Genomic DNA, 16673 nt, shown 5'->3' with positions numbered 1-16673 from the left:
CCGCCGCGGGCGTGCCAAGCGCGTCGCCGAGGACATCCCGGAAAGCGCCATCGTCAATCTCGGAATCGGTGCCCCCATTCTGATCGCCGATTGCTGCATGTCGTTGGTCTACACCAACCGCATCATCGAGCTCGGCGCCACCCCGTCAACAGGAACCGTCGGCGACAGCTATGACAATGCCCTCGCCGAGGCCATCAACGCACTTTACAAAACCGAGCTGATCCGCCGGCAAGGGCCCTGGCGCACGGTCGAGCAAGTCGAACTCGCGACGCTGGAATGGGTGTGGTGGTGGAACAACCAACGCTTGCACTCCGAGCTCGGCTACCGCACCCCCACCGAAGTCGAGGCCAGCTACTACGCTTACCTCGAAACCCCCGAGATGGCAACCGCCGCCCTCGAAAAACAATAGGAATCAAACCCAGAGCGAATCATCTAGACACGCATAGGAGACATGCCTTGGTATTGAGGATGTGATTGTCTTTTTCGCTCGAACTCTGGGCAGGGCCCTTGCATCCGCGATGTGTGTGGGCCGGACGCCGTCCAGTTAGGCTCCGCAAAACGCCGATTCATACCGACGTGTAACCGCCATCTATGACGATTTGCTGTCCGGTCAGGTAACCAGAGCTGTCAGAGAATAGAAAACTGACGAGGCCGGTGAGATCTGAGGGCATCGCCATGCGTCCTAGGGGGATACGCGAGATCCAGTCCTCGAGTAACTCCGGTTCCCGGTTGATGATCTGCTGCGTCAGGTCTGTTAGTACGTATCCCGGAGACATCGAGTTCACACGGATGCCGGCGGCGGCCCACTCGACGGCCAGCGACTTCGCGAGGTGGGCGACAGCCGCCTTGGATGAATTATAGGAAGCCGCCCACTGGGGGACGTTGACGATCAGTCCGGACATCGAGGCGATCAGCACTGCGCTGCCGGTCAGTTCGTTCGCGAGGAGTCCGCGGCCGAAGGCCTGTGCCGCGAAGAATGTGCCGGTGAGGTTCACATCGATGACCTTGCGCCAGTGGTCCGCCGTGACATCGATCGAGTCGCCGTTGATTTCGATGCCTGCGGCGGTCAGAAGCACCTGGGGCACTCCGAGCTGATCGGCGACCTGGTCGAATGCAGCATCGGTGGCATCCTGATCGGTCACGTCTAGACGGTGGCCGATGGCTTGGACGCCGAACTCGTCGCTGATCTGCGCGGCTGTGTCAGATACGGTGTCGAGGAGGTCAAGAAGGGCGATGGAAGCTCCATCGGCGGCCAGGGCGCGCGCGACGGTGAGGCCAATACCGCGGCCTCCGCCGGTGATGATCGCTGTTTTTCCGGAGAGGTTGGTGTCCATGATGATGCTCCTTTTCTAGTGTGCGTCGAATTTCGATGCGTTGAAATTCCTGGGGGAGTTCGAGTGCGCCGTATTCCAGCCGGCTCGCGTTGCGGCGATGAACCGGCGTGCCGCGGCAGGCGGGTCAATCGCGCCGAGGACTCCGCTAGTCGATCCGGTGCCGTCCGCCCCCGCGGCCATAATCGCTTCCGCGATTTCGGGGGATCCGACGCCGCCAGCATGCATCATGAGCACGTCCGGATAGGCCCGATGGACCGACTGATTCGACTGTGCGATCCAGTTGCGCGGGGATCCACCGACTGTGCCGATGAGCTCGGGTGGTTCGAACAAGATGACATCCGGCTCCAACGATGCGAACCGCTCGGCATCCGATTCGGTCCCGGCGCACACGATTGCGGCCAGGCCGACCTCTTTGGCTCTGGCTACCGAGAGGCTGAGGGAATTGGGGTCGAGCGGGTTGCTGTCATGGTTCAGCATCACGCCGGCAGCGCCGGCATCGAGCAGCGCCTCCGCGGTCACGGTTCCGAATGACGGACCGGGCTTGTCCACGCTCATCTCCTGGGCGAAGACCAGGACGCCCGTGGACAGCCCGGCGATCAGTGACACGAACGCGGTGGGCACCGTCACCACGACGCTGACACCGAACTCGGCTCCGGCGGCTCCCGCGATTTTCGTGATCTCTTCAAGTTCCGCCAGACGGAGGAGATTCTTGGGGCCGATCTCGAAGAATGGCCCGCTCAGCGAGGAGTTCATGCGTCGAGCAGCGTTCGTAGGAACACAGCCGTTGCGGGAAGGGTCGATGCGGGATCGCCTTCCGTGGAGCACTCGAGGTTGAGGTAGCCGTCGTAGCCGACATCCCGAAGCGCCCGGATGATGCCCGGCCAGTCGAGGTGCCCGTGTCCGGGGAGGAGTCGGTTGTTGTCGCCGAGGTGCACGTGCACGATCTGGTCGGCTGCGGCGCGCAGTGTGGCCGGGATGTCCGCCTCCTCGATGGACATGTGGAACACGTCGGGCAGGAGCCCAGAGTTCGGATGGGCGACCGCCTCGATGATGGCCAGGTTGTCCGCCGCGAGGTTGAGATAACGGCTCTCATAGCGGTTCAGCGGCTCGAGCAGAACGCGCCCCTCAGACCCGTCCACGATGTCGAGCATCTCCTGATAGAAGGCGATGAAGTCGGTTGTCTGCCGCGCGTCGAGCTGTTGAAACGGCTCGAACAAGGGGAGCGGGTTCTGCGCACCGTACTGAAACTCGATTTCAGTGACCGCCCCGATCTCGGCGCATACCGCGGCGGCTTCCCTGTACATGGCGCGGCACCGGCCACGAAGATCAGCATCAGAGGACATCGCATTGCCGTAGATGTCGTCGGTGAGCACGAATTCGACTGGGCGCACGCCAGTGCGACTAGTCAGGGAGGACAATTCGCGACGGACAGTGTCGTTCCAGTCGGCGAGCGGCTGGAAGACCGCGATCGCGTCGTATCCCCAGTCGGCCAGCAGTACTGCTTTCTCGGTGAGAGTTGCTCCCGGAACCATTGGGGAGGAGCAGGCAAGCTTCATCGGTTTCTCCATCTTCCTTAGCCTCCGTAGAGGCGATTGAGGTAGCTCTCAAAAAGTCCGTACCGCGCTTCGTGCGCGGAAGATCGGGTCGTTGGGAATCGGGCCATTGAGGGCGGGTTGAGCGAGGCGACGTCATTGATCTCGTCGATGACTCCCGCCGCGACGAGTGCCAGGGCAGCCGCTCCGCGACAGGTCGCTTCACGTTCCTCGGGCACGACGACATCCACGCCACACACATCCGCTTTCAGTTGACTCCAAAATGTAGACTCGGCTCCTCCTCCTGTCGACACGATCTCGTTCACAGGCGCGGGGGTGAGGTAATCGATGTTCCTTCGCAGGAGATGAGCGATACCCTCCTCCACCGCGAACGCCATGTCGATGCGATCGTGTGAGAGATCCAGGCCGAGAAATGCACCGCGTGCCGCGGCGAGGAAGTCCGGCGGATTCACGCCGGTCAGGTATGGGAGGAAAATCGGCGCTTCTGGGGAGGATCGCTGCCGGAGCCGTCGTTCGAGCTCGGCGAACGGCATCCCACCGAGTCCCTGCTGCCTGAACCATTCCAGCGCCACGCCGCCGCTGTCGGCGCCATTAAAGAGAATGGTCTCTCCGGGACGGAGTCCGGCATGAAATGACACTTTTCGCTGAGCGTCGAAATCCCAGTCGTCGACGAGCATCGACAGGGACAGGACGGTTCCCGCAGACTCGCTCACCACTCCCGGCGCGTAGGATCCCGTTCCCACCATCGCGCAGAAGTGGTCGAGCGCGCCTGAGTTGACGCGATAGCTGCGCGCAGCGGGCAGCAGGTCCGCTACTGCCGAGGTGACCCGCCCCAGGTCCGCTCCAGCCGGTACAACCTCTGGGAGGGTTCCGTCTGGGATACCGCAGACGTCGAGCATCGCGTCCCAGTAGGTCCGTTGGCGCACGTCCCAGAAATAGGTGAACCCACGAGTGGTGACCTCTCCCATCGCGAGCCCGGTTAGACGTTGAACTACATAGTCCTTCACCATGAGCACGTGTGCCGAATCAGTGAGTGATGTCGGCTCATGGCGCCGGAGCCAGAGCATCTTCGAGGCCGGCCAGGTCGTGCTGGGGAACGGTTCACCGGTAACCGCGAACGCCGCGTCCTCTCCGAATAGGTCGCCCAGCGTGTCGGCCTCATCTGCGGCGCGCTCGTCAAGCCAGGACATCGCTGGCCGCACCGCCACCCCCTCACGGTCCGTCAGCACCAATGACTCCGCCTGACCGGTGAGGGACACGATGACGTCGTGATCATGTGTACCGCCAACCTGAACGGCGCAATCGGCGATCAACGAGACGATGCGGTCGAACAGTTCCGACGGATCGAACTCGACCCGCTCGCCGGTGCGCGTGTACCGAGCAGCCTCGAATGCTGTCGCCAGGGGACGTAGCTGTTCGTCATAAAGTACCGTCTTGAGATTGGTCGTGCCAATGTCGACCGCGTAGACGAGCACAATCAGTCGCCAAGAAGGTGAAACTGCACGGTTCGGGTGCGGGCGCGAACGGAGTCCAGATCACCGAAATACACCCGGCCGAACTCACCAAGAATGGCCGCCCCGTCGGTAACGGGGATGGTCTCAGACCTCCCAAGGATTGACGAGATGATGTGGCCGTCCGTATTAAGGCCCCACTCGGGCAGCTCACCGCGAAGATCGCCGGCATTCTTGATATGAATCGGTCCCGGGTGGAGGTATTGACCCTCGTGACGCGTGGGCGGCACGATTTTCGCCAGTACGTTCAGAGTGTCCTGGAGTAGCAGCTGCGTGCCGTAATAAGTTGTGTCCTCTGACTCTTCCTGCAACAGCACGCAGCAGCTGGTGTGCTGGGAGTAGACGACAGCAATCCCGTCCGAGAATTTGCATTCCTCGATGAACGATTGCAACTGATGGGTGACATCAAAGAATTCCTGACGAGCGGGAGTTTCGACTTCGATCGACCGGCGGTGACTGACCATGGGATACCTCTTCGTAGTCGAACTAGTGGGAACTTCACTCTCTCGTGACAGGTCGCTGAGGGGAATTACGAAACCACGATGAGGGGATAACCTACGGTTATCAATCGGATGGAGGTCAGCAAGTGCAGCAAGACGTGACGCTTCGGCTCCTGCGCTATTTCGAGGCACTTAGCGACGAGTTGAATTACCGTCGAGCCGCCGAGCGACTGTACATCTCTCAGCCCGCGCTCTCGGCCGCCATCCGGCAACTCGAACAGTTCGTCGGCGACCGGCTGTTCGACCGGGACACCCGATCGGTATCGCTGACTTCCTTCGGAAAAGCGTGGTTGCCATCAGTCCGGTCTGCCCTTCGAGAAATCGAGGCAGCGCTGGATTCGGCAGCAAGTCTCGCTGATCACGCTCCCGTTCGAATTGGGTACCTCATTGGGACCGGTGCCGACCTCCTCTTTCGACTGCTTGAACATGTCGATCAGGAACTGCCCGGAATCACAATTGAAACCACAGAGTACGACTTCTCTGATCCCACTGCGGGTCTTGATGGCGGGGCCTCGGATATCGCTCTCATCCGTCCGCCGGTGGATACGCAAGGGCTGGAAATGGCAGTCGTCGCGGAGGAATTCTGGGTCGCGTGCTTGCCGCGAGATCATCCGTTGGCAGAACGGGCGACGCTTCGGATCGATGAACTTTTGGACGAACCCATTGTGGTTGCACCTGAATCCGCCGGCCATTGGCGTGACTATTGGATGGCTGCCGATGCCCGAGCCGGCAAACCCGCCGTGATTGCTGCGGAGGCGGCGACTTACGAGGCAGAGACGACGCTCGTTTCCCGAGGTGTGGGGTTGAGCTTTACTACGTCGTCGATGATCCGCCTCTACGACCGGCCGGGCATCGCGTTCGTTCCAATTGTCGATCGCCCGGTGAGTTACACCACGCTGGCATGGAATCCGTCACGACTTACCGTGTCATCACGGAAGCTCGTTCAATTCATGCTGAGCCGAATCCCGAGGCCTCCGCTTCTGCGCTCCTAAGCGCGGATATGGAGGGTACGCGTTCCCGTCATAGAAGCTGGGCGAGACTAGCCATCTGGCGATAAGGGTCAGCGCCGGCCGGAATGAGGATCAGGTGGTCAGCTCCGGCTTCACTGAGCTGCGCGAGACGCGCTGTGGTCGATGCGACGTCTCCGACAACAGCGAGCTGGTCGACCCACTCGTCGGGAAGGCTGTTTGCGAAGTCCTCGCGCGAGTCGGCGGTCTTTCGAAGGCTTGCAAATTCCGCGGCAAACGATAGCGGCGAAATATGGGGCGCCCATTCGGGTTCACCGATCCAATGAAGGCCCTGTCGCGCGAGCGCACGCGCTCTCTCCGGTGACTCATCAACGGCGGCAATGTTGTATGCGGCGATCTTGTGGCCTGTACCCGGTTTTCCGATGTGTTTGCGCACAGTACGGATGTATTCGGGGGTAGCGGGCTCGGCGAGGATCGTGCCGTCCGAAATCCGCCCGGAAAGGGCCATGGACTTGGGGCCGCGTACTCCGGCGTAGATCGGCGGTACCTTAGCGGGAGGTGCGGCGAACCGAACTTCACGGAGTTTGACGTAACGGCCTTCAGCCGTCACTGTCTCGCCCGACAGAATGGCCCTCATCGCAGAAATGTACTCATCGAGGAGGGTCAGCGGGCTCGCTGGCCATGACCCGGTTTGACGCATCCAGGTCTGCATTCCATGGCCGATTCCCACGATGAGCCGTCCGGGAAAGATCGAACATATGGTCGAGAGGTCCATGCCGACAAACGCGACGTTGCGTGCCCCGGCCGGCAGAATCCCAATTCCGACACGAATGCGACTGGTGGACGCGAGGGCGATACCGGCTTGGGCGATTCCGCCCTGGAGGAAGCAGTCTTCTACGATCCACAACTCAGCGAAGCCTAATCGCTCTGCCTGCTGCGCATACTCGACGAATTCGGTAGCGGGCAGATCAGGAGGCGCCATAACGCCGATCGGGCTGCGCATGGAATTGTCCATTCTGATTGAAATGTTCCCTGCTCCTACTGTGACTGACCATAGTCGCTCACGCTGCAAGTACTGTTCCCGCGCCACCAGCGCGGAGTACTTCACCTTGCTCGTCACATCAGAAAAGCGAGCGCTAATGAACGCCATAACCTGGCGATTCAGCTGATAACCCCTACCTATTGGAAGATAACGGCTTCAACCTTCCGGTGGGAACTTTCTCACGGTTCACTTACGACACCAGAACAAGACCGTTCGGCCGCGGTCTCCCCGAAGCAAGGAGTACCTGCAATGCCCAAATCGTCGTCCACCAACTCTCCCCTCATCCCGCCTCCTGCTCGAGTGGGTGAGGACGAGGACTCGCGACTTGCAGAGTTCGGCTACAAGCAAAAACTCGATCGCTCCGTCGGGAGAGTCGCCTCGTTTGCGATCGGCTTCTCCACGATCAGCGCAACCACCGCCGTCTTCACCGGTTTCGCCGGCGGCTACGGAAATGCGGGTTCGCCATTTATCTGGACCCTGTTCCTTGCTATCCCGGTCTTTCTTCTTTGGACTCTGATTGCCGCCGACGTCGCCGCGAAGATTCCGCTGGCCGGTTATGCCTACCAGTGGACGAGTCGCCTCAACGGGCCCAGTCTCGGCTGGTTCACAGGGTTCGCGGCCCTCATCGGCTGGATCAGCGGCATCACCAGCCTTGGCTACATCTTTGCGGGGTATCTCGGCAGCGTCTTCGGGTGGAAGCTCACGCAGCCGCAGCAGATCTTCATTGCCATCGGGGTCGTCGTCGTGTGCGTGCTGATTAACGCCTATCGCGTGCGGCTGGCGACCTTCATCAACAACATAGGCGTTGCTCTCGAGCTCGTCGTCACTATCGTGGTCACATTGATCATCGCGGTGGTCGCGTTTGCTGTGCCCGACAATGCACAGCCGATCTCGGCGCTCTTTACGGGAACTAGCCCCGACGCGCAAACGCCGTACCTCTTCGCGTGGTTGGCAGCGTCACTCGGCCCGTTCTTCGGCCTGATCGGCGTGGAAGCGGTCGCAGACGTGGCTGAGGAGACAAAGAATGCACGCCGGGTGATTCCTCGCACCATGTTCATCGCCTTCGCAACCTCCTGCATCCTCGAATTCCTGATGTACCTCGTGTACGTTCTCGCGATCAAGGATCCCGCAGCGTTGGCGGGCAATTCGGCGCCGATCGAAGCGATCATCTCGCAGCAGCTCGGTCCGATCTTCGCCCGGATCGTCGTCGCCTTCGCGTTGACGAACATCGCGGTCTGCCTGCTTGCGAATGTCCTGGTGGGCACTCGCCTGCTTTACTCGCTCTCCCGCGACAACATGATGCCGTTCTCCCGGGCCCTGCGTTACGTGTCGCCGAAGCGGAAGACCCCGTCGACGGCTGTCGTCACGCTCGGCGCGGTATCCGTGCTGCTCCTGTTGTCCGCCCTGGTCAGCCAGCAGGCTTTCAACTACTTCCTTGGCATCGCCACACTCGCTTTTTTCACTACCTATTTGCTGCAGACGATAGGTCTGCTTGTCGCGACGGTACGAAAGAGGATCCCGGTGGCTGAACCAGGAACTTTCAACCTGGGTCGGGCTCGTATGCCGGTCCTCATCGTGAGCCTGGTCGTCTTCCTGATCGTCGAAGCGGCCCTGCTGTTCCTGCCGGCTTTCGCGGGCAACGGCCTGGTCTTCGCAGGCGTCCTCGCCGTGGCGGCGATCTGGTGGCTCCTAGTGCTGCGGCGCAGGCTCGCTGGCGGCCAGGCCGGTCCGCTCTACGCGCAGGATCACCCGGACGAAGTCCCAACTCCGAAGATCGGCTGAGCCCATGGTCGCGTGGATGATACTCACTGGAGTGGTCGCACAGCGACTGGTAGGTCGACCCCCGTCTACTCGGCGTGGCCCGTCGTTGGTATCAGCCGCGACCACGGAGTCCCAGTCATTGCCCTCACTTGCGCAGCGCAACGAAGGTAATCAAACGCACCGGTTATGTGACTAAACACTGTCGCGAACCCTTGCAGCAGACTGGTCGCGCCGATTGTGGGCGTACCTTCGCTGAGACAAACTATGTGCCATCACCACGGCGAGCAACACTCGGTCGGGTCGGCAACGGAGGCGATCCAGCGTGGCGGTAAAGGAGTTTCCTGCCCGCTGCCACACAAACGTCGAGTCATGCCTATCGGGGGCCGTGGCCTACACCTCCAATTTCGTTTTGGTGACTAGAACCTCTAGGCTAATATAGAGGGGTTCTAGGAAAAGGGAGGGCGCGAAAATGGCACGTGCAGGACTTACGTCGACACGCATCATCGCCGCTGCAGCGGACCTGGCCGACACGGGCGGATTCGACACGGTGTCCATGTCTGCCGTAGCTCGGCACTTCGTCGTCAAAGACGCCAGTTTGTACGCCCACGTGCGCAGCCTCCACGAGCTCCGTTCCGGAGTTGCAGTACTCGCGTTGGCGGAGCTTGCAGACGAAGTGAGTGCGGCACTGGCGGGCCGCGCCGGACGAGACGCTCTCGTCGCCTTCGCCAACGCGTACCGCTCGTATGCACAAAACCATCCCGGGCGATACGCGTCAACGCAGATAAGCCTTGAACCCAATGTTGCACAGCAGAGCGCTGCTCGCCGCCATGCGGACATGACGCGAGCCATGCTGCGCGGGTACGCACTGAGCGAACCCGACGAGACGGATGCCCTGCGCCTGCTGCACTCCACATTTCACGGCTATGTGCTGTTGGAGCGAAGCGGAGGGTTCGGTCACGGCACCAGGTCCGCCAAGGCGTCCTGGGACAGCGCACTGAATGCACTGCACTTCACGCTCGGTAACTGGCCATCCAGCTGAAACTGACTCACCATGGAAAGAAGGAGCTCCCTACTGTGAAAGAACTCAGCGCAGCTGACGTGCGCACATCCTTCGTCAATACGTCCCTTCGGGAACGGAAAGCAATCACCCTTCCAGCCGACTTCAACACCCTTGTCTGGGCGGACCTGGACTACCTGGGGTGGAGGGATCCCAAGCTCCCCACGGTCGGCTATGTCGTGAGCTACCTCGATGACGGCCCGACCGGGGTCATGCTCCGGCAGTCCGAGGGCCGGACTCGCTCGCGAGCGCAATGCTCGTGGTGCGAGGACGTCACCCTCCCCAATGACGTGCATTACTTCACCGCACGACGAGCGGGCCTCGCAGGACGGGCCGGCAATACGGTCTCGACTCTAATTTGCGCGCACTTCGAATGCTCCGCCAATGTGCGAAAGCTCCCTCCTCTCGCTTACACCGGGTTCGATCGGGACGCGGCGCGAGTCAAGAGGATCGAAAGCCTCGGACTGCGAGCGGGAAGGTTCGTCGCAGACCTCCGCGACTCCACCTGACCACCTATGGACGCCCTCAAGGCATCGCCCAGTCCAAGTCACATCATGCTCCTCTCTCCGCCTGAGGCTGCGATGAACACGGCCGTTGCTGCCACCGAATCACGTCTGGCCCACGACAGCATCATCGACAATGCGCCGGACGCACTCGACCCGGGCCCTAGCGCCATCGATTTGACCATGCCCGAAGGGCGTCGACTTGGCACCAATCAAAGAGGAGCGGACGTGGCTTGGAGCACCAGCCAACTGGCGCAACTCGCCGGCACCACCGTCAAAGCGGTACGGCACTATCACAAGATGGGTCTCCTCGATGAGCCTGCGCGAAAGACGAACGGGTACAAGCAGTATCAGGTCTCGCACTTGCTGCGACTGTTGCAGATCTCTCGACTTGCGGAGTTGGGCGTCTCACTAGCGCAGATCGCGTCCTTCGGTCGCGCGGGAACAGCGCCCGACGAGTCGATCCGCGTGGTGGATGCAGAACTTGCGGCCACAGTCGACCGGTTGCAGCGCATCCGTGTGGAGCTCGCCCTCATTTTGCAGCATCGCTCACCGGCCGAACTGCCCGCTGGATTCAGCGAAGTGGCGAAGGATCTGTCGGATGCAAATCGTTCGCTCGTCATGATCTGTGCTCGCGTGTTCGACGAATCCGCGATGGGTGACCTGCGCCGGGCAATAGAGCACGAGCCCCGCACCCCTGCAGGTGATGAGTTCGAGGCGCTCACCCCCGAAGCCGACCGGGAATCCCGGCAGCGGCTTGGCGAACTCCTCGCTCCGGCGATCACTCGGCAGATCGAGCGATCACCCTGGCTGCGAAATCCTGCGTCGAAGGCTCGTCGGGATGGCTTGGACGTCGAGGCCACCATCGCTGCCGCGATGCAGGAGATCTACAACCCAGCTCAGCTCGAGGTGTTGTATCGGGCCCACTTGGTCGGCACCGGAGATTCCGAAAAGCTGATGGCTCTCGAAGCGGCGCTGGACGGCGCATCGGCAACGCGGTGATCATTACTTCCCCGCGGCGCTGGCCAGCGAGATCGTGAGCTCAGTTCAAGGGGGAAACGTCTCCGCGCCGTTTCGATCACGGTCTCACGCGGAGCCCCGCCACTGATTCATTGGCAGCGGAAGCGATGAGGGCGTCGTTGTACTTCGCGTGCTCGGTCGATTTGTTGGACATCACAGCGACCACAACCGGCGCCCCTGCGCTAGGCCACACAATGGCGATGTCGTTCCGTGTTCCATAACCGCCGCTGCCGGTCTTGTCACCCACCGTCCAGTCAGAGGGCACGCCGGCGCGGATCAGGTTCGCTCCCGTAGTGTTGCCTCGAAGCCACTCTGTCAAAATCGCTCGCTTGGCTTGCGACAAGGCGCTTCCAAGAGCGAATTTACGCAGATCAGAACCGATGGCTCGTGGAGTCGTAGTGTCTCGAGGGTCACCCGGAGTGGCTTCGTTGAGTTCGGGTTCGACGCGGGCGACCTGTGTGGTTCGGTCACCGATCTCGATCAGCGTCTTTCCAAGGGCTGCGGGTCCACCGAGTCGGCGGAACATCAGGTTTGCGGCGGTGTTGTGACGGCGCTCAGCGAATTTCCCCAGTCTTGATCGTTGAAACTCCCCAGGTCGCGGGGTTAGGTTAGCGCAGGTTTGTGCCGGTGGTGATGCGGCGTAGTTCGTCGGATGCTGCGGTGTGGTTGCGGAGCCGGTAGGAGGCTCCGTCGAGGGTGATGACGACGGAGCGGTGGAGGATTCGGTCGAGCATCGCGGCGGCGACGGTGGTGTCGCCGAGGATCTCGCCCCAGGCTCCGACGGGCCGGTTCGTGGTGATCACGATCGACGTTTTCAGGTAGCGCTGGTTGATGACCTGGAACAGGGCTGACGCTGCCTCGGCTGGCAGCGGAAGGTAGCCCAGTTCGTCGATGACGAGGAGGGTGGGACCGGCGAAGAAGCGCATCATCGTGCCCCACTTGCCCTCGATCGCAGCCCTATGGCAGCGGGCGGCGAGGTCGGCGGCGGAGGTGAAGTAGGTGCGGTAGCCGGCCTGCACTGCTGCGTGTCCGAGGCCGGTGGCGAGGTGTGTTTTCCCGACGCCGGGCGGGCCGATGAGGAGCACGTTCGTCGCGGTGTCCAGAAACCGGCAGGTGCCGAGCTCGGCGAGCAGGGACCGGTCGATGCCGGAGGCGGCGTCGAGGTCGAAGTCGTCGAGGGTGGCGCCGGTGGGGAGGTTGGCGAACCGGAACCGGCCAGCCAGGCGGCGGGCGTCGGTGGCGGTGACCTCGACGGCGAGCAGGTGCTCGAGCGTCTGGGTCAGCGACCAGCCCTCGGCCTGCGCCTGGTCGAGGACGCGCGGCAACGCCTCGGCTGCGTCGGCAAGCTTCAGTTCGGCCAGGTGGCCCTTCAGCTGCTGATAGATACTCGCCGACGTCGCGGTGGTCATCGTGGTCGAGGCGGTCTGGGGTCTCGTCGGTGTTGTCATTGGAGTGTGTTCCTGTTCTTCGCGGCCTGCTCGTAGGCGGCCAGGTTGATCACGGTTGTGGTGGGGGCTGGGGTGCCGGCAAGTTCAGCGGCGGCGGCGCGGGCGCCGGTCCCCGGTGGGATGCGTTCCTTCTTCCGGTGCGGGCGCCCGGGAGGCGCCGACGCCAAGGCGATCGCTTCGAGTGCGGTGACGTGTCCGCTGTCGCGGATCGTCACCCCGAGCCCCGGCTCAGCAACTTGGTGGCGGGCGAGGACCACACCAGAGACTGTGGCGATATCGATGGTGTTCGCGCCGAGCCGTTGATAGACGACAACCTTCGTCGCGGCCAGCTCGGGCGGGACCGAGTACCGGTTGCCACGCCAGTCGATCAGCGCCTGCCGGGTCGCAGTGCGCTCTTCCGTCACGACGACGGGGAACAACGTCGGGGGCAGCGGGGCGAGGCGTTCCGCGGCGAACATGACCGCCGCGGTCGTGGACCCATCCCGGCCCTCGCGGCGCCGCCCGTCCTGGCGGGAGGCGAAAGTGGTGAGGCTGTGCTGCGCCTGCTCGGGTGTGAGCTCATCGGCCAAGTTTCGCCACCACCGCTGCGCCGCGGTGTGGTTGTTCTTCTCCACCACCCCTTTCCGGTTCCCGGAGCGGGGCCGGCATGCGACCACGCTGACGGCATGATGTTTGGAGAACGCGGCAAACATCGGCGTTAGATCACTCGTCCCGGCCTTCAGGACCGTGCTCATCCGGTCGAACCGCCAGGTCTTCGTCACACCGCCCAGCAGGCCCAGCAGCACCGTCATCGCGGCCAGCAGGTGCGGCTGGTCCATCGATGGTGAGATCACCGCCCGCCAAACACCGGAGTGCGCCAGCGACCCCACGAGGACGTAGGCGCGTTTCGTGGGAAACACCCACCCAGTCGGCGCGTCGGGCAACTCGACCCAGTCGAACTGGGTCTCTTCCCCGGGCGGGTGCTCGATGATCGCGTTCGGTCGTTTCGTCACATGCGCGCAGGCCGTGCATGTAGGCCGCAACCCGCGATCCCGAACCTGGCGAGTCAGCGTCGGGTAGGAGCCGGTAAAGCCCAGCGGTCGTAACTCGTCGAGCAGTGTCACCGCCCAAAGGTGCGGATCTTCGGTAAGCCTCGCCGCAACATAGGCGATGAACTTGTCGAACAAGTCCGGAGTGGCACGTTTGCGTTGCCCCGGAGCGGTCTGTCGGGCCAGATAAGCCCGGATGGTTTTGCGGTCGTGGTCGGTGCGGCGGGCAATCTCACTGATCGTCATCCCTTGTCGTTTGAGCGCGTGGATGTCCACGTCGTCCTCCTCTGAAAGCATAGGAGCAGGGCCTTTCTCGAGCTGGTGTGTGGTCGAAGACCATCAGCATCGAGGGAGGCCCGCTTCTATGTGCGGAAGCGACCCGGGGTGGGGAATTTCGGTGAGCAGAACTGGGGAATTTCAGTGAGCGCCGTCAGTTGTCGGAGTACTGCAGCGCCGCTGCGATCACGTCGCGGAGCGGCATCCCCGTTTCAACGTACTTCTCGGTGATCGGTGAATAGTCGACCAGATCCGCCTCCGTGTACCGAACCACTTGGTTAAGATCGTCAAGGGCGCTCTCCCTGAGAATTGCTCCCGCAGAAAGCACCTTGTGGGTTGACGCGTAAGCGAATCGTTCGTCCGCCCTGTACGTGACCGCCTTACCTGTTCCAGTGTCGATGGCGAAGACGCCGAGACGGGCGTCATATTTCTCTTCGAGGTTCCTCAATGCCGCCGAAGTGGCTTCAACAGTCGCCGACGTAGAGGTATCTGGTGCACTGCTCAGGAGTGAAGAGTGAGGTGCTGCCTCTGGGGAAGCGGCTGAGCAGCCGGACAGCACCGCAGCCGTTGCGACGAGACCGAAGATGGCCAGCGTGGTTCGAGAACGGTGCACGGCGTGATGTTCTCTCTTGACGGAATTTTACCCAGCTTGAGCGGGGCAAGTGGGCTGCAGGGTGATTGGGCCATTAGAAACTATGCCCTCGGGTCTGGGTCAGGCTGGGTGGTCGTCAACTAGTTGCGAAAAGGGGCCCGATGCCCGATCGGGATCGATTTGCCGAGTGTGATCCGAGACTCCTTGACTGTGCCCCAAGGGCATGGTCTTCAATCGAATATATCGGCGGATCGCAGGTTCGACTTGCCATCCGCGATGGCTCCCGACCGGATTGCGATCTCACAGCCTCCTTCCTTGCCGTGTTCGCCGCCGCGGCCTATAGAGCACTCAATCGATCCCAACGAAAAGACCATGACATGACCACGACCTTGAACCGCGAATTCGTCCCGAAACGAAACCGACCATTGGTGCCGGGCTGGCCCGAGATGCTGGCCGGAGCGCTCACGTACGGGGCGTCCTACCTCCTGGTCGCCGTGCTCTTGCCCCTCATCGAAGACGAGGGAGTAGCGGGGGTGGCGGGGTTTGTCGTTTCCGGTCTCATGGGGATCATCGCGCTGGCGGTGGCGGCTGTGATTCGAATCCGTGGTCTGTCGGCCTTCGGATTTCGCCGGACCAAAGTGCGGTACGTGGTCCTGGGTGCGGCCTTCGGGCTGGTCGCATTTGTTCTCGGCACGGTCATCGCCGTCGTCTACGCGATGCTGATCGGCGAACCGGAAAACGTCCAGGGCTCCTACCAGGCCGCGGCGGCCGGCGGAGTGCTGTCACTCGTCGTCACACTGGTGGCGGGATCGCTCATCACACCACTGGGGGAGGAGTCGCTGTTCCGGGGAGTCTTCGCCAACGGTTTAATGGCGCGCTTCGGCCCCTTGGTCGGAATTATCGCCAGCGCGGCGATCTTCGCGCTCGCCCACGGAATCAATCCAGTGTTTCCTATCGCGTTCGTAGTGGGCATCCTCGCCGCGGTGCTGTTTCGATGGTCGGGCTCGATCTGGCCCGGGATCATGCTCCACGGCGTGAACAACGCGATGGCCATTCTCGTGCCCGTGATTCTCGCCGACTCGGCAACGAACTAATTCCACTGCTTCGATCACGCAAGCCTGATACCGATGGGGCTTACCGGCGCCTTCGCCGAGGTCAGCCTCACCGCGACAAACGGTTGCGATGGCCTTCTCGTTCGGCGACCTCCCGAAGGGTCTTCATGACCCCGACCACCGCGGGTCTGCCCACATTGGCTCGCCGCGATGCGGCGACGATTCTGCGATTTTCTAGTCCGACAGTCGGCCGGGCGACCAGACCCGGCCTTTCGGCCACAGCCATTTCGGGAAGGACGGCCACCGATAGGCCGGCGATCACGTGGTCCAAGAGCACCCCGTAGCTTGAGAAACGGCCGGCGACGATCGGTTCGAAACCCGCAAGACGGCACTGACGCGGAACGAGTTCCCCGAGGTAGCTCCCCGTCACATCGAGGGCCCACCGGTCACCCGCCAGTTCCGCCAAGGGGATGACGTCCCGTTCGGCCGCTCGGTGGTCCTCGGGGAGTACGACCATCAGCGGGTCCGTCGCGAGGGGCATGACCACTAGCGTGGGGGTGAGCAGTGAACCGTCGTGTTCGTCGACAGTGACGACGATGTCGCAGAACCCCTGATGTAGCGCCAACGTGCTCTCGCGGGGCTCGATTTCGTGTATTTCAACTAACAGGCGCGGATAAACAAGCCGAAGTTCACGAACCGCAGTTATGAGGAGCGGCCGGACGGAACTGGCAAACCCACCGATGCGCAGCACACCGGCCACGCCATGCGCCTCATCGAGCAGTTCCGCCTCGATGGAGTCCAGATGGTCCCGCAGATCACGGGCCCGATCGACAAGCATTCGACCGGCCGGTGTCAGACGAAGAGTGCGCCCGGCCCGCTCCAGCAGCTGAACTCCGGTCTCGGCTTCGAGCACGGTGAACTGCTGGGAGACGGTCGACGGGCTCAGTAGTAGTTCCTCTGCGACCCCGCGCACCGTGCCCACCCGCTCGAACACGTCGAGCAGCCGGAGGCGCCATGGATTGAGTGTC

The 16673-nt window shown here is 62.3% G+C and carries 17 protein-coding genes and 1 pseudogene; 7 read left to right on the top strand and 11 right to left on the bottom strand.

The features are described 5' to 3' along the window. Positions 1 to 97 precede the first annotated feature (97 nt). Positions 98 to 409 (top strand): annotated as a pseudogene (locus tag ACVXZ4_RS13310) (integrase core domain-containing protein); the annotation flags it as partial. 157 nt (positions 410 to 566) lie between these two features. On the opposite strand, the gene ACVXZ4_RS13305 reads toward ACVXZ4_RS13310, so the two are convergent. Genes ACVXZ4_RS13305 through ACVXZ4_RS13285 form a run of 5 tightly spaced genes read right to left on the bottom strand, consistent with a single transcriptional unit; the run spans position 567 to position 4862 of the window. After that, complete coding sequence (locus ACVXZ4_RS13305) at positions 567 to 1334, bottom strand: SDR family oxidoreductase (protein ID WP_461795310.1); 768 nt, start codon at positions 1332 to 1334, stop codon at positions 567 to 569. A gap of 15 nt (positions 1335 to 1349) precedes the next feature. Continuing rightward, positions 1350 to 2087, bottom strand: coding sequence for a triose-phosphate isomerase (locus ACVXZ4_RS13300; protein WP_461795309.1), 738 nt, complete (start codon positions 2085 to 2087; stop codon positions 1350 to 1352). Next, positions 2084 to 2890, bottom strand: coding sequence for a TIM barrel protein (locus ACVXZ4_RS13295; RefSeq protein ID WP_461795308.1), 807 nt, complete (start codon positions 2888 to 2890; stop codon positions 2084 to 2086). Before ACVXZ4_RS13295 ends, ACVXZ4_RS13300 begins: the two co-directional genes overlap by 4 nt. Positions 2891 to 2907: 17 nt before the next feature. Further along, the gene (locus ACVXZ4_RS13290; RefSeq protein ID WP_461795307.1) at positions 2908 to 4362 is read right to left on the bottom strand and encodes an FGGY-family carbohydrate kinase; all 1455 of its coding nucleotides are present in this window, start codon (positions 4360 to 4362) and stop codon (positions 2908 to 2910) included. A gap of 2 nt (positions 4363 to 4364) precedes the next feature. Beyond that, positions 4365 to 4862, bottom strand: coding sequence for a secondary thiamine-phosphate synthase enzyme YjbQ (locus ACVXZ4_RS13285; RefSeq protein WP_461795306.1), 498 nt, complete (start codon positions 4860 to 4862; stop codon positions 4365 to 4367). A gap of 122 nt (positions 4863 to 4984) precedes the next feature. Between ACVXZ4_RS13285 and ACVXZ4_RS13280 the strand changes: the two genes are divergently transcribed. After that, positions 4985 to 5890 carry a LysR family transcriptional regulator gene (locus tag ACVXZ4_RS13280; RefSeq protein WP_461795305.1) on the top strand — a complete coding sequence of 302 codons (906 nt, stop codon included), beginning with the start codon at positions 4985 to 4987 and terminating at the stop codon, positions 5888 to 5890. Positions 5891 to 5918: 28 nt separating this feature from the next. On the opposite strand, the gene ACVXZ4_RS13275 is transcribed toward ACVXZ4_RS13280, so the two are convergent. After that, a complete protein-coding gene (locus ACVXZ4_RS13275; RefSeq protein WP_461795304.1) occupies positions 5919 to 7016 on the bottom strand; it encodes an LLM class flavin-dependent oxidoreductase in 1098 nt (365 codons plus the stop codon). Positions 7017 to 7157: 141 nt separating this feature from the next. On the opposite strand from ACVXZ4_RS13275, the gene ACVXZ4_RS13270 reads away from it, so the two are divergent. The 4 genes from ACVXZ4_RS13270 (at position 7158) to ACVXZ4_RS13255 (ending at position 11231) form a co-directional block, all read left to right on the top strand. Beyond that, complete coding sequence (locus ACVXZ4_RS13270) at positions 7158 to 8690, top strand: APC family permease (protein WP_461795303.1); 1533 nt, start codon at positions 7158 to 7160, stop codon at positions 8688 to 8690. 448 nt (positions 8691 to 9138) lie between these two features. Continuing rightward, entirely contained in the window at positions 9139 to 9708 is a 570-nt protein-coding gene (locus ACVXZ4_RS13265) for a TetR-like C-terminal domain-containing protein (protein WP_461795302.1), read from the top strand. Between the two features lie 35 nt (positions 9709 to 9743). Then, the gene (locus ACVXZ4_RS13260) at positions 9744 to 10235 is read left to right on the top strand and encodes an FBP domain-containing protein (protein WP_461795301.1); all 492 of its coding nucleotides are present in this window, start codon (positions 9744 to 9746) and stop codon (positions 10233 to 10235) included. A gap of 72 nt (positions 10236 to 10307) precedes the next feature. Then, a complete protein-coding gene (locus ACVXZ4_RS13255) occupies positions 10308 to 11231 on the top strand; it encodes a MerR family transcriptional regulator (RefSeq protein WP_461795300.1) in 924 nt (307 codons plus the stop codon). Between the two features lie 76 nt (positions 11232 to 11307). Here the strand turns inward: ACVXZ4_RS13255 and ACVXZ4_RS13250 are convergent, their stop codons facing one another. The 4 genes from ACVXZ4_RS13250 to ACVXZ4_RS13235 form a co-directional block, all read right to left on the bottom strand. Beyond that, the gene (locus tag ACVXZ4_RS13250; RefSeq protein WP_461795299.1) at positions 11308 to 11775 is read right to left on the bottom strand and encodes a serine hydrolase; all 468 of its coding nucleotides are present in this window, start codon (positions 11773 to 11775) and stop codon (positions 11308 to 11310) included. Positions 11776 to 11857: 82 nt separating this feature from the next. Then, a complete protein-coding gene (gene istB, locus ACVXZ4_RS13245) occupies positions 11858 to 12697 on the bottom strand; it encodes an IS21-like element helper ATPase IstB (RefSeq protein ID WP_461795240.1) in 840 nt (279 codons plus the stop codon). Then, entirely contained in the window at positions 12694 to 14001 is a 1308-nt protein-coding gene (gene istA, locus ACVXZ4_RS13240) for an IS21 family transposase (protein ID WP_461795241.1), read from the bottom strand. Before istA ends, istB begins: the two co-directional genes overlap by 4 nt. Positions 14002 to 14155: 154 nt before the next feature. Continuing rightward, positions 14156 to 14449 (bottom strand): serine hydrolase, encoded by a 294-nt coding sequence (locus ACVXZ4_RS13235; RefSeq protein ID WP_461795298.1) that lies wholly within the window; start codon positions 14447 to 14449, stop codon positions 14156 to 14158. Positions 14450 to 14970: 521 nt separating this feature from the next. Here ACVXZ4_RS13235 and ACVXZ4_RS13230 point away from each other — a divergent pair. Further along, positions 14971 to 15687: a lysostaphin resistance A-like protein gene (locus ACVXZ4_RS13230; RefSeq protein WP_461795297.1), complete on the top strand. Its 717-nt coding sequence runs from the start codon at positions 14971 to 14973 to the stop codon at positions 15685 to 15687. Between the two features lie 67 nt (positions 15688 to 15754). Here ACVXZ4_RS13230 and ACVXZ4_RS13225 read toward each other — a convergent pair whose 3' ends face one another. Beyond that, positions 15755 to 16639 carry a LysR family transcriptional regulator gene (locus ACVXZ4_RS13225; protein WP_461795296.1) on the bottom strand — a complete coding sequence of 295 codons (885 nt, stop codon included), beginning with the start codon at positions 16637 to 16639 and terminating at the stop codon, positions 15755 to 15757. Between the last annotated feature and the right edge of the window lie 34 nt (positions 16640 to 16673).

The organism is Lacisediminihabitans sp. FW035, from assembly GCF_054880895.1.
This window is presented reverse-complemented; position numbering and strand designations above follow the sequence as displayed.

Coding starts and splice junctions, on each gene's coding strand:
- ACVXZ4_RS13305 (WP_461795310.1), bottom strand. CDS start 1,334: ATGGACACCAACCTCTCCGGAAAAACAGCGATCATCACCGGCGGAGGC.
- ACVXZ4_RS13300 (WP_461795309.1), bottom strand. CDS start 2,087: ATGAACTCCTCGCTGAGCGGGCCATTCTTCGAGATCGGCCCCAAGAAT.
- ACVXZ4_RS13295 (WP_461795308.1), bottom strand. CDS start 2,890: ATGAAGCTTGCCTGCTCCTCCCCAATGGTTCCGGGAGCAACTCTCACC.
- ACVXZ4_RS13285 (WP_461795306.1), bottom strand. CDS start 4,862: ATGGTCAGTCACCGCCGGTCGATCGAAGTCGAAACTCCCGCTCGTCAG.
- ACVXZ4_RS13275 (WP_461795304.1), bottom strand. CDS start 7,016: ATGGCGTTCATTAGCGCTCGCTTTTCTGATGTGACGAGCAAGGTGAAG.
- ACVXZ4_RS13270 (WP_461795303.1), top strand. CDS start 7,158: ATGCCCAAATCGTCGTCCACCAACTCTCCCCTCATCCCGCCTCCTGCT.
- ACVXZ4_RS13265 (WP_461795302.1), top strand. CDS start 9,139: ATGGCACGTGCAGGACTTACGTCGACACGCATCATCGCCGCTGCAGCG.
- ACVXZ4_RS13255 (WP_461795300.1), top strand. CDS start 10,308: ATGAACACGGCCGTTGCTGCCACCGAATCACGTCTGGCCCACGACAGC.
- ACVXZ4_RS13250 (WP_461795299.1), bottom strand. CDS start 11,775: ATGTTCCGCCGACTCGGTGGACCCGCAGCCCTTGGAAAGACGCTGATC.
- istB (WP_461795240.1), bottom strand. CDS start 12,697: ATGACAACACCGACGAGACCCCAGACCGCCTCGACCACGATGACCACC.
- ACVXZ4_RS13230 (WP_461795297.1), top strand. CDS start 14,971: ATGACCACGACCTTGAACCGCGAATTCGTCCCGAAACGAAACCGACCA.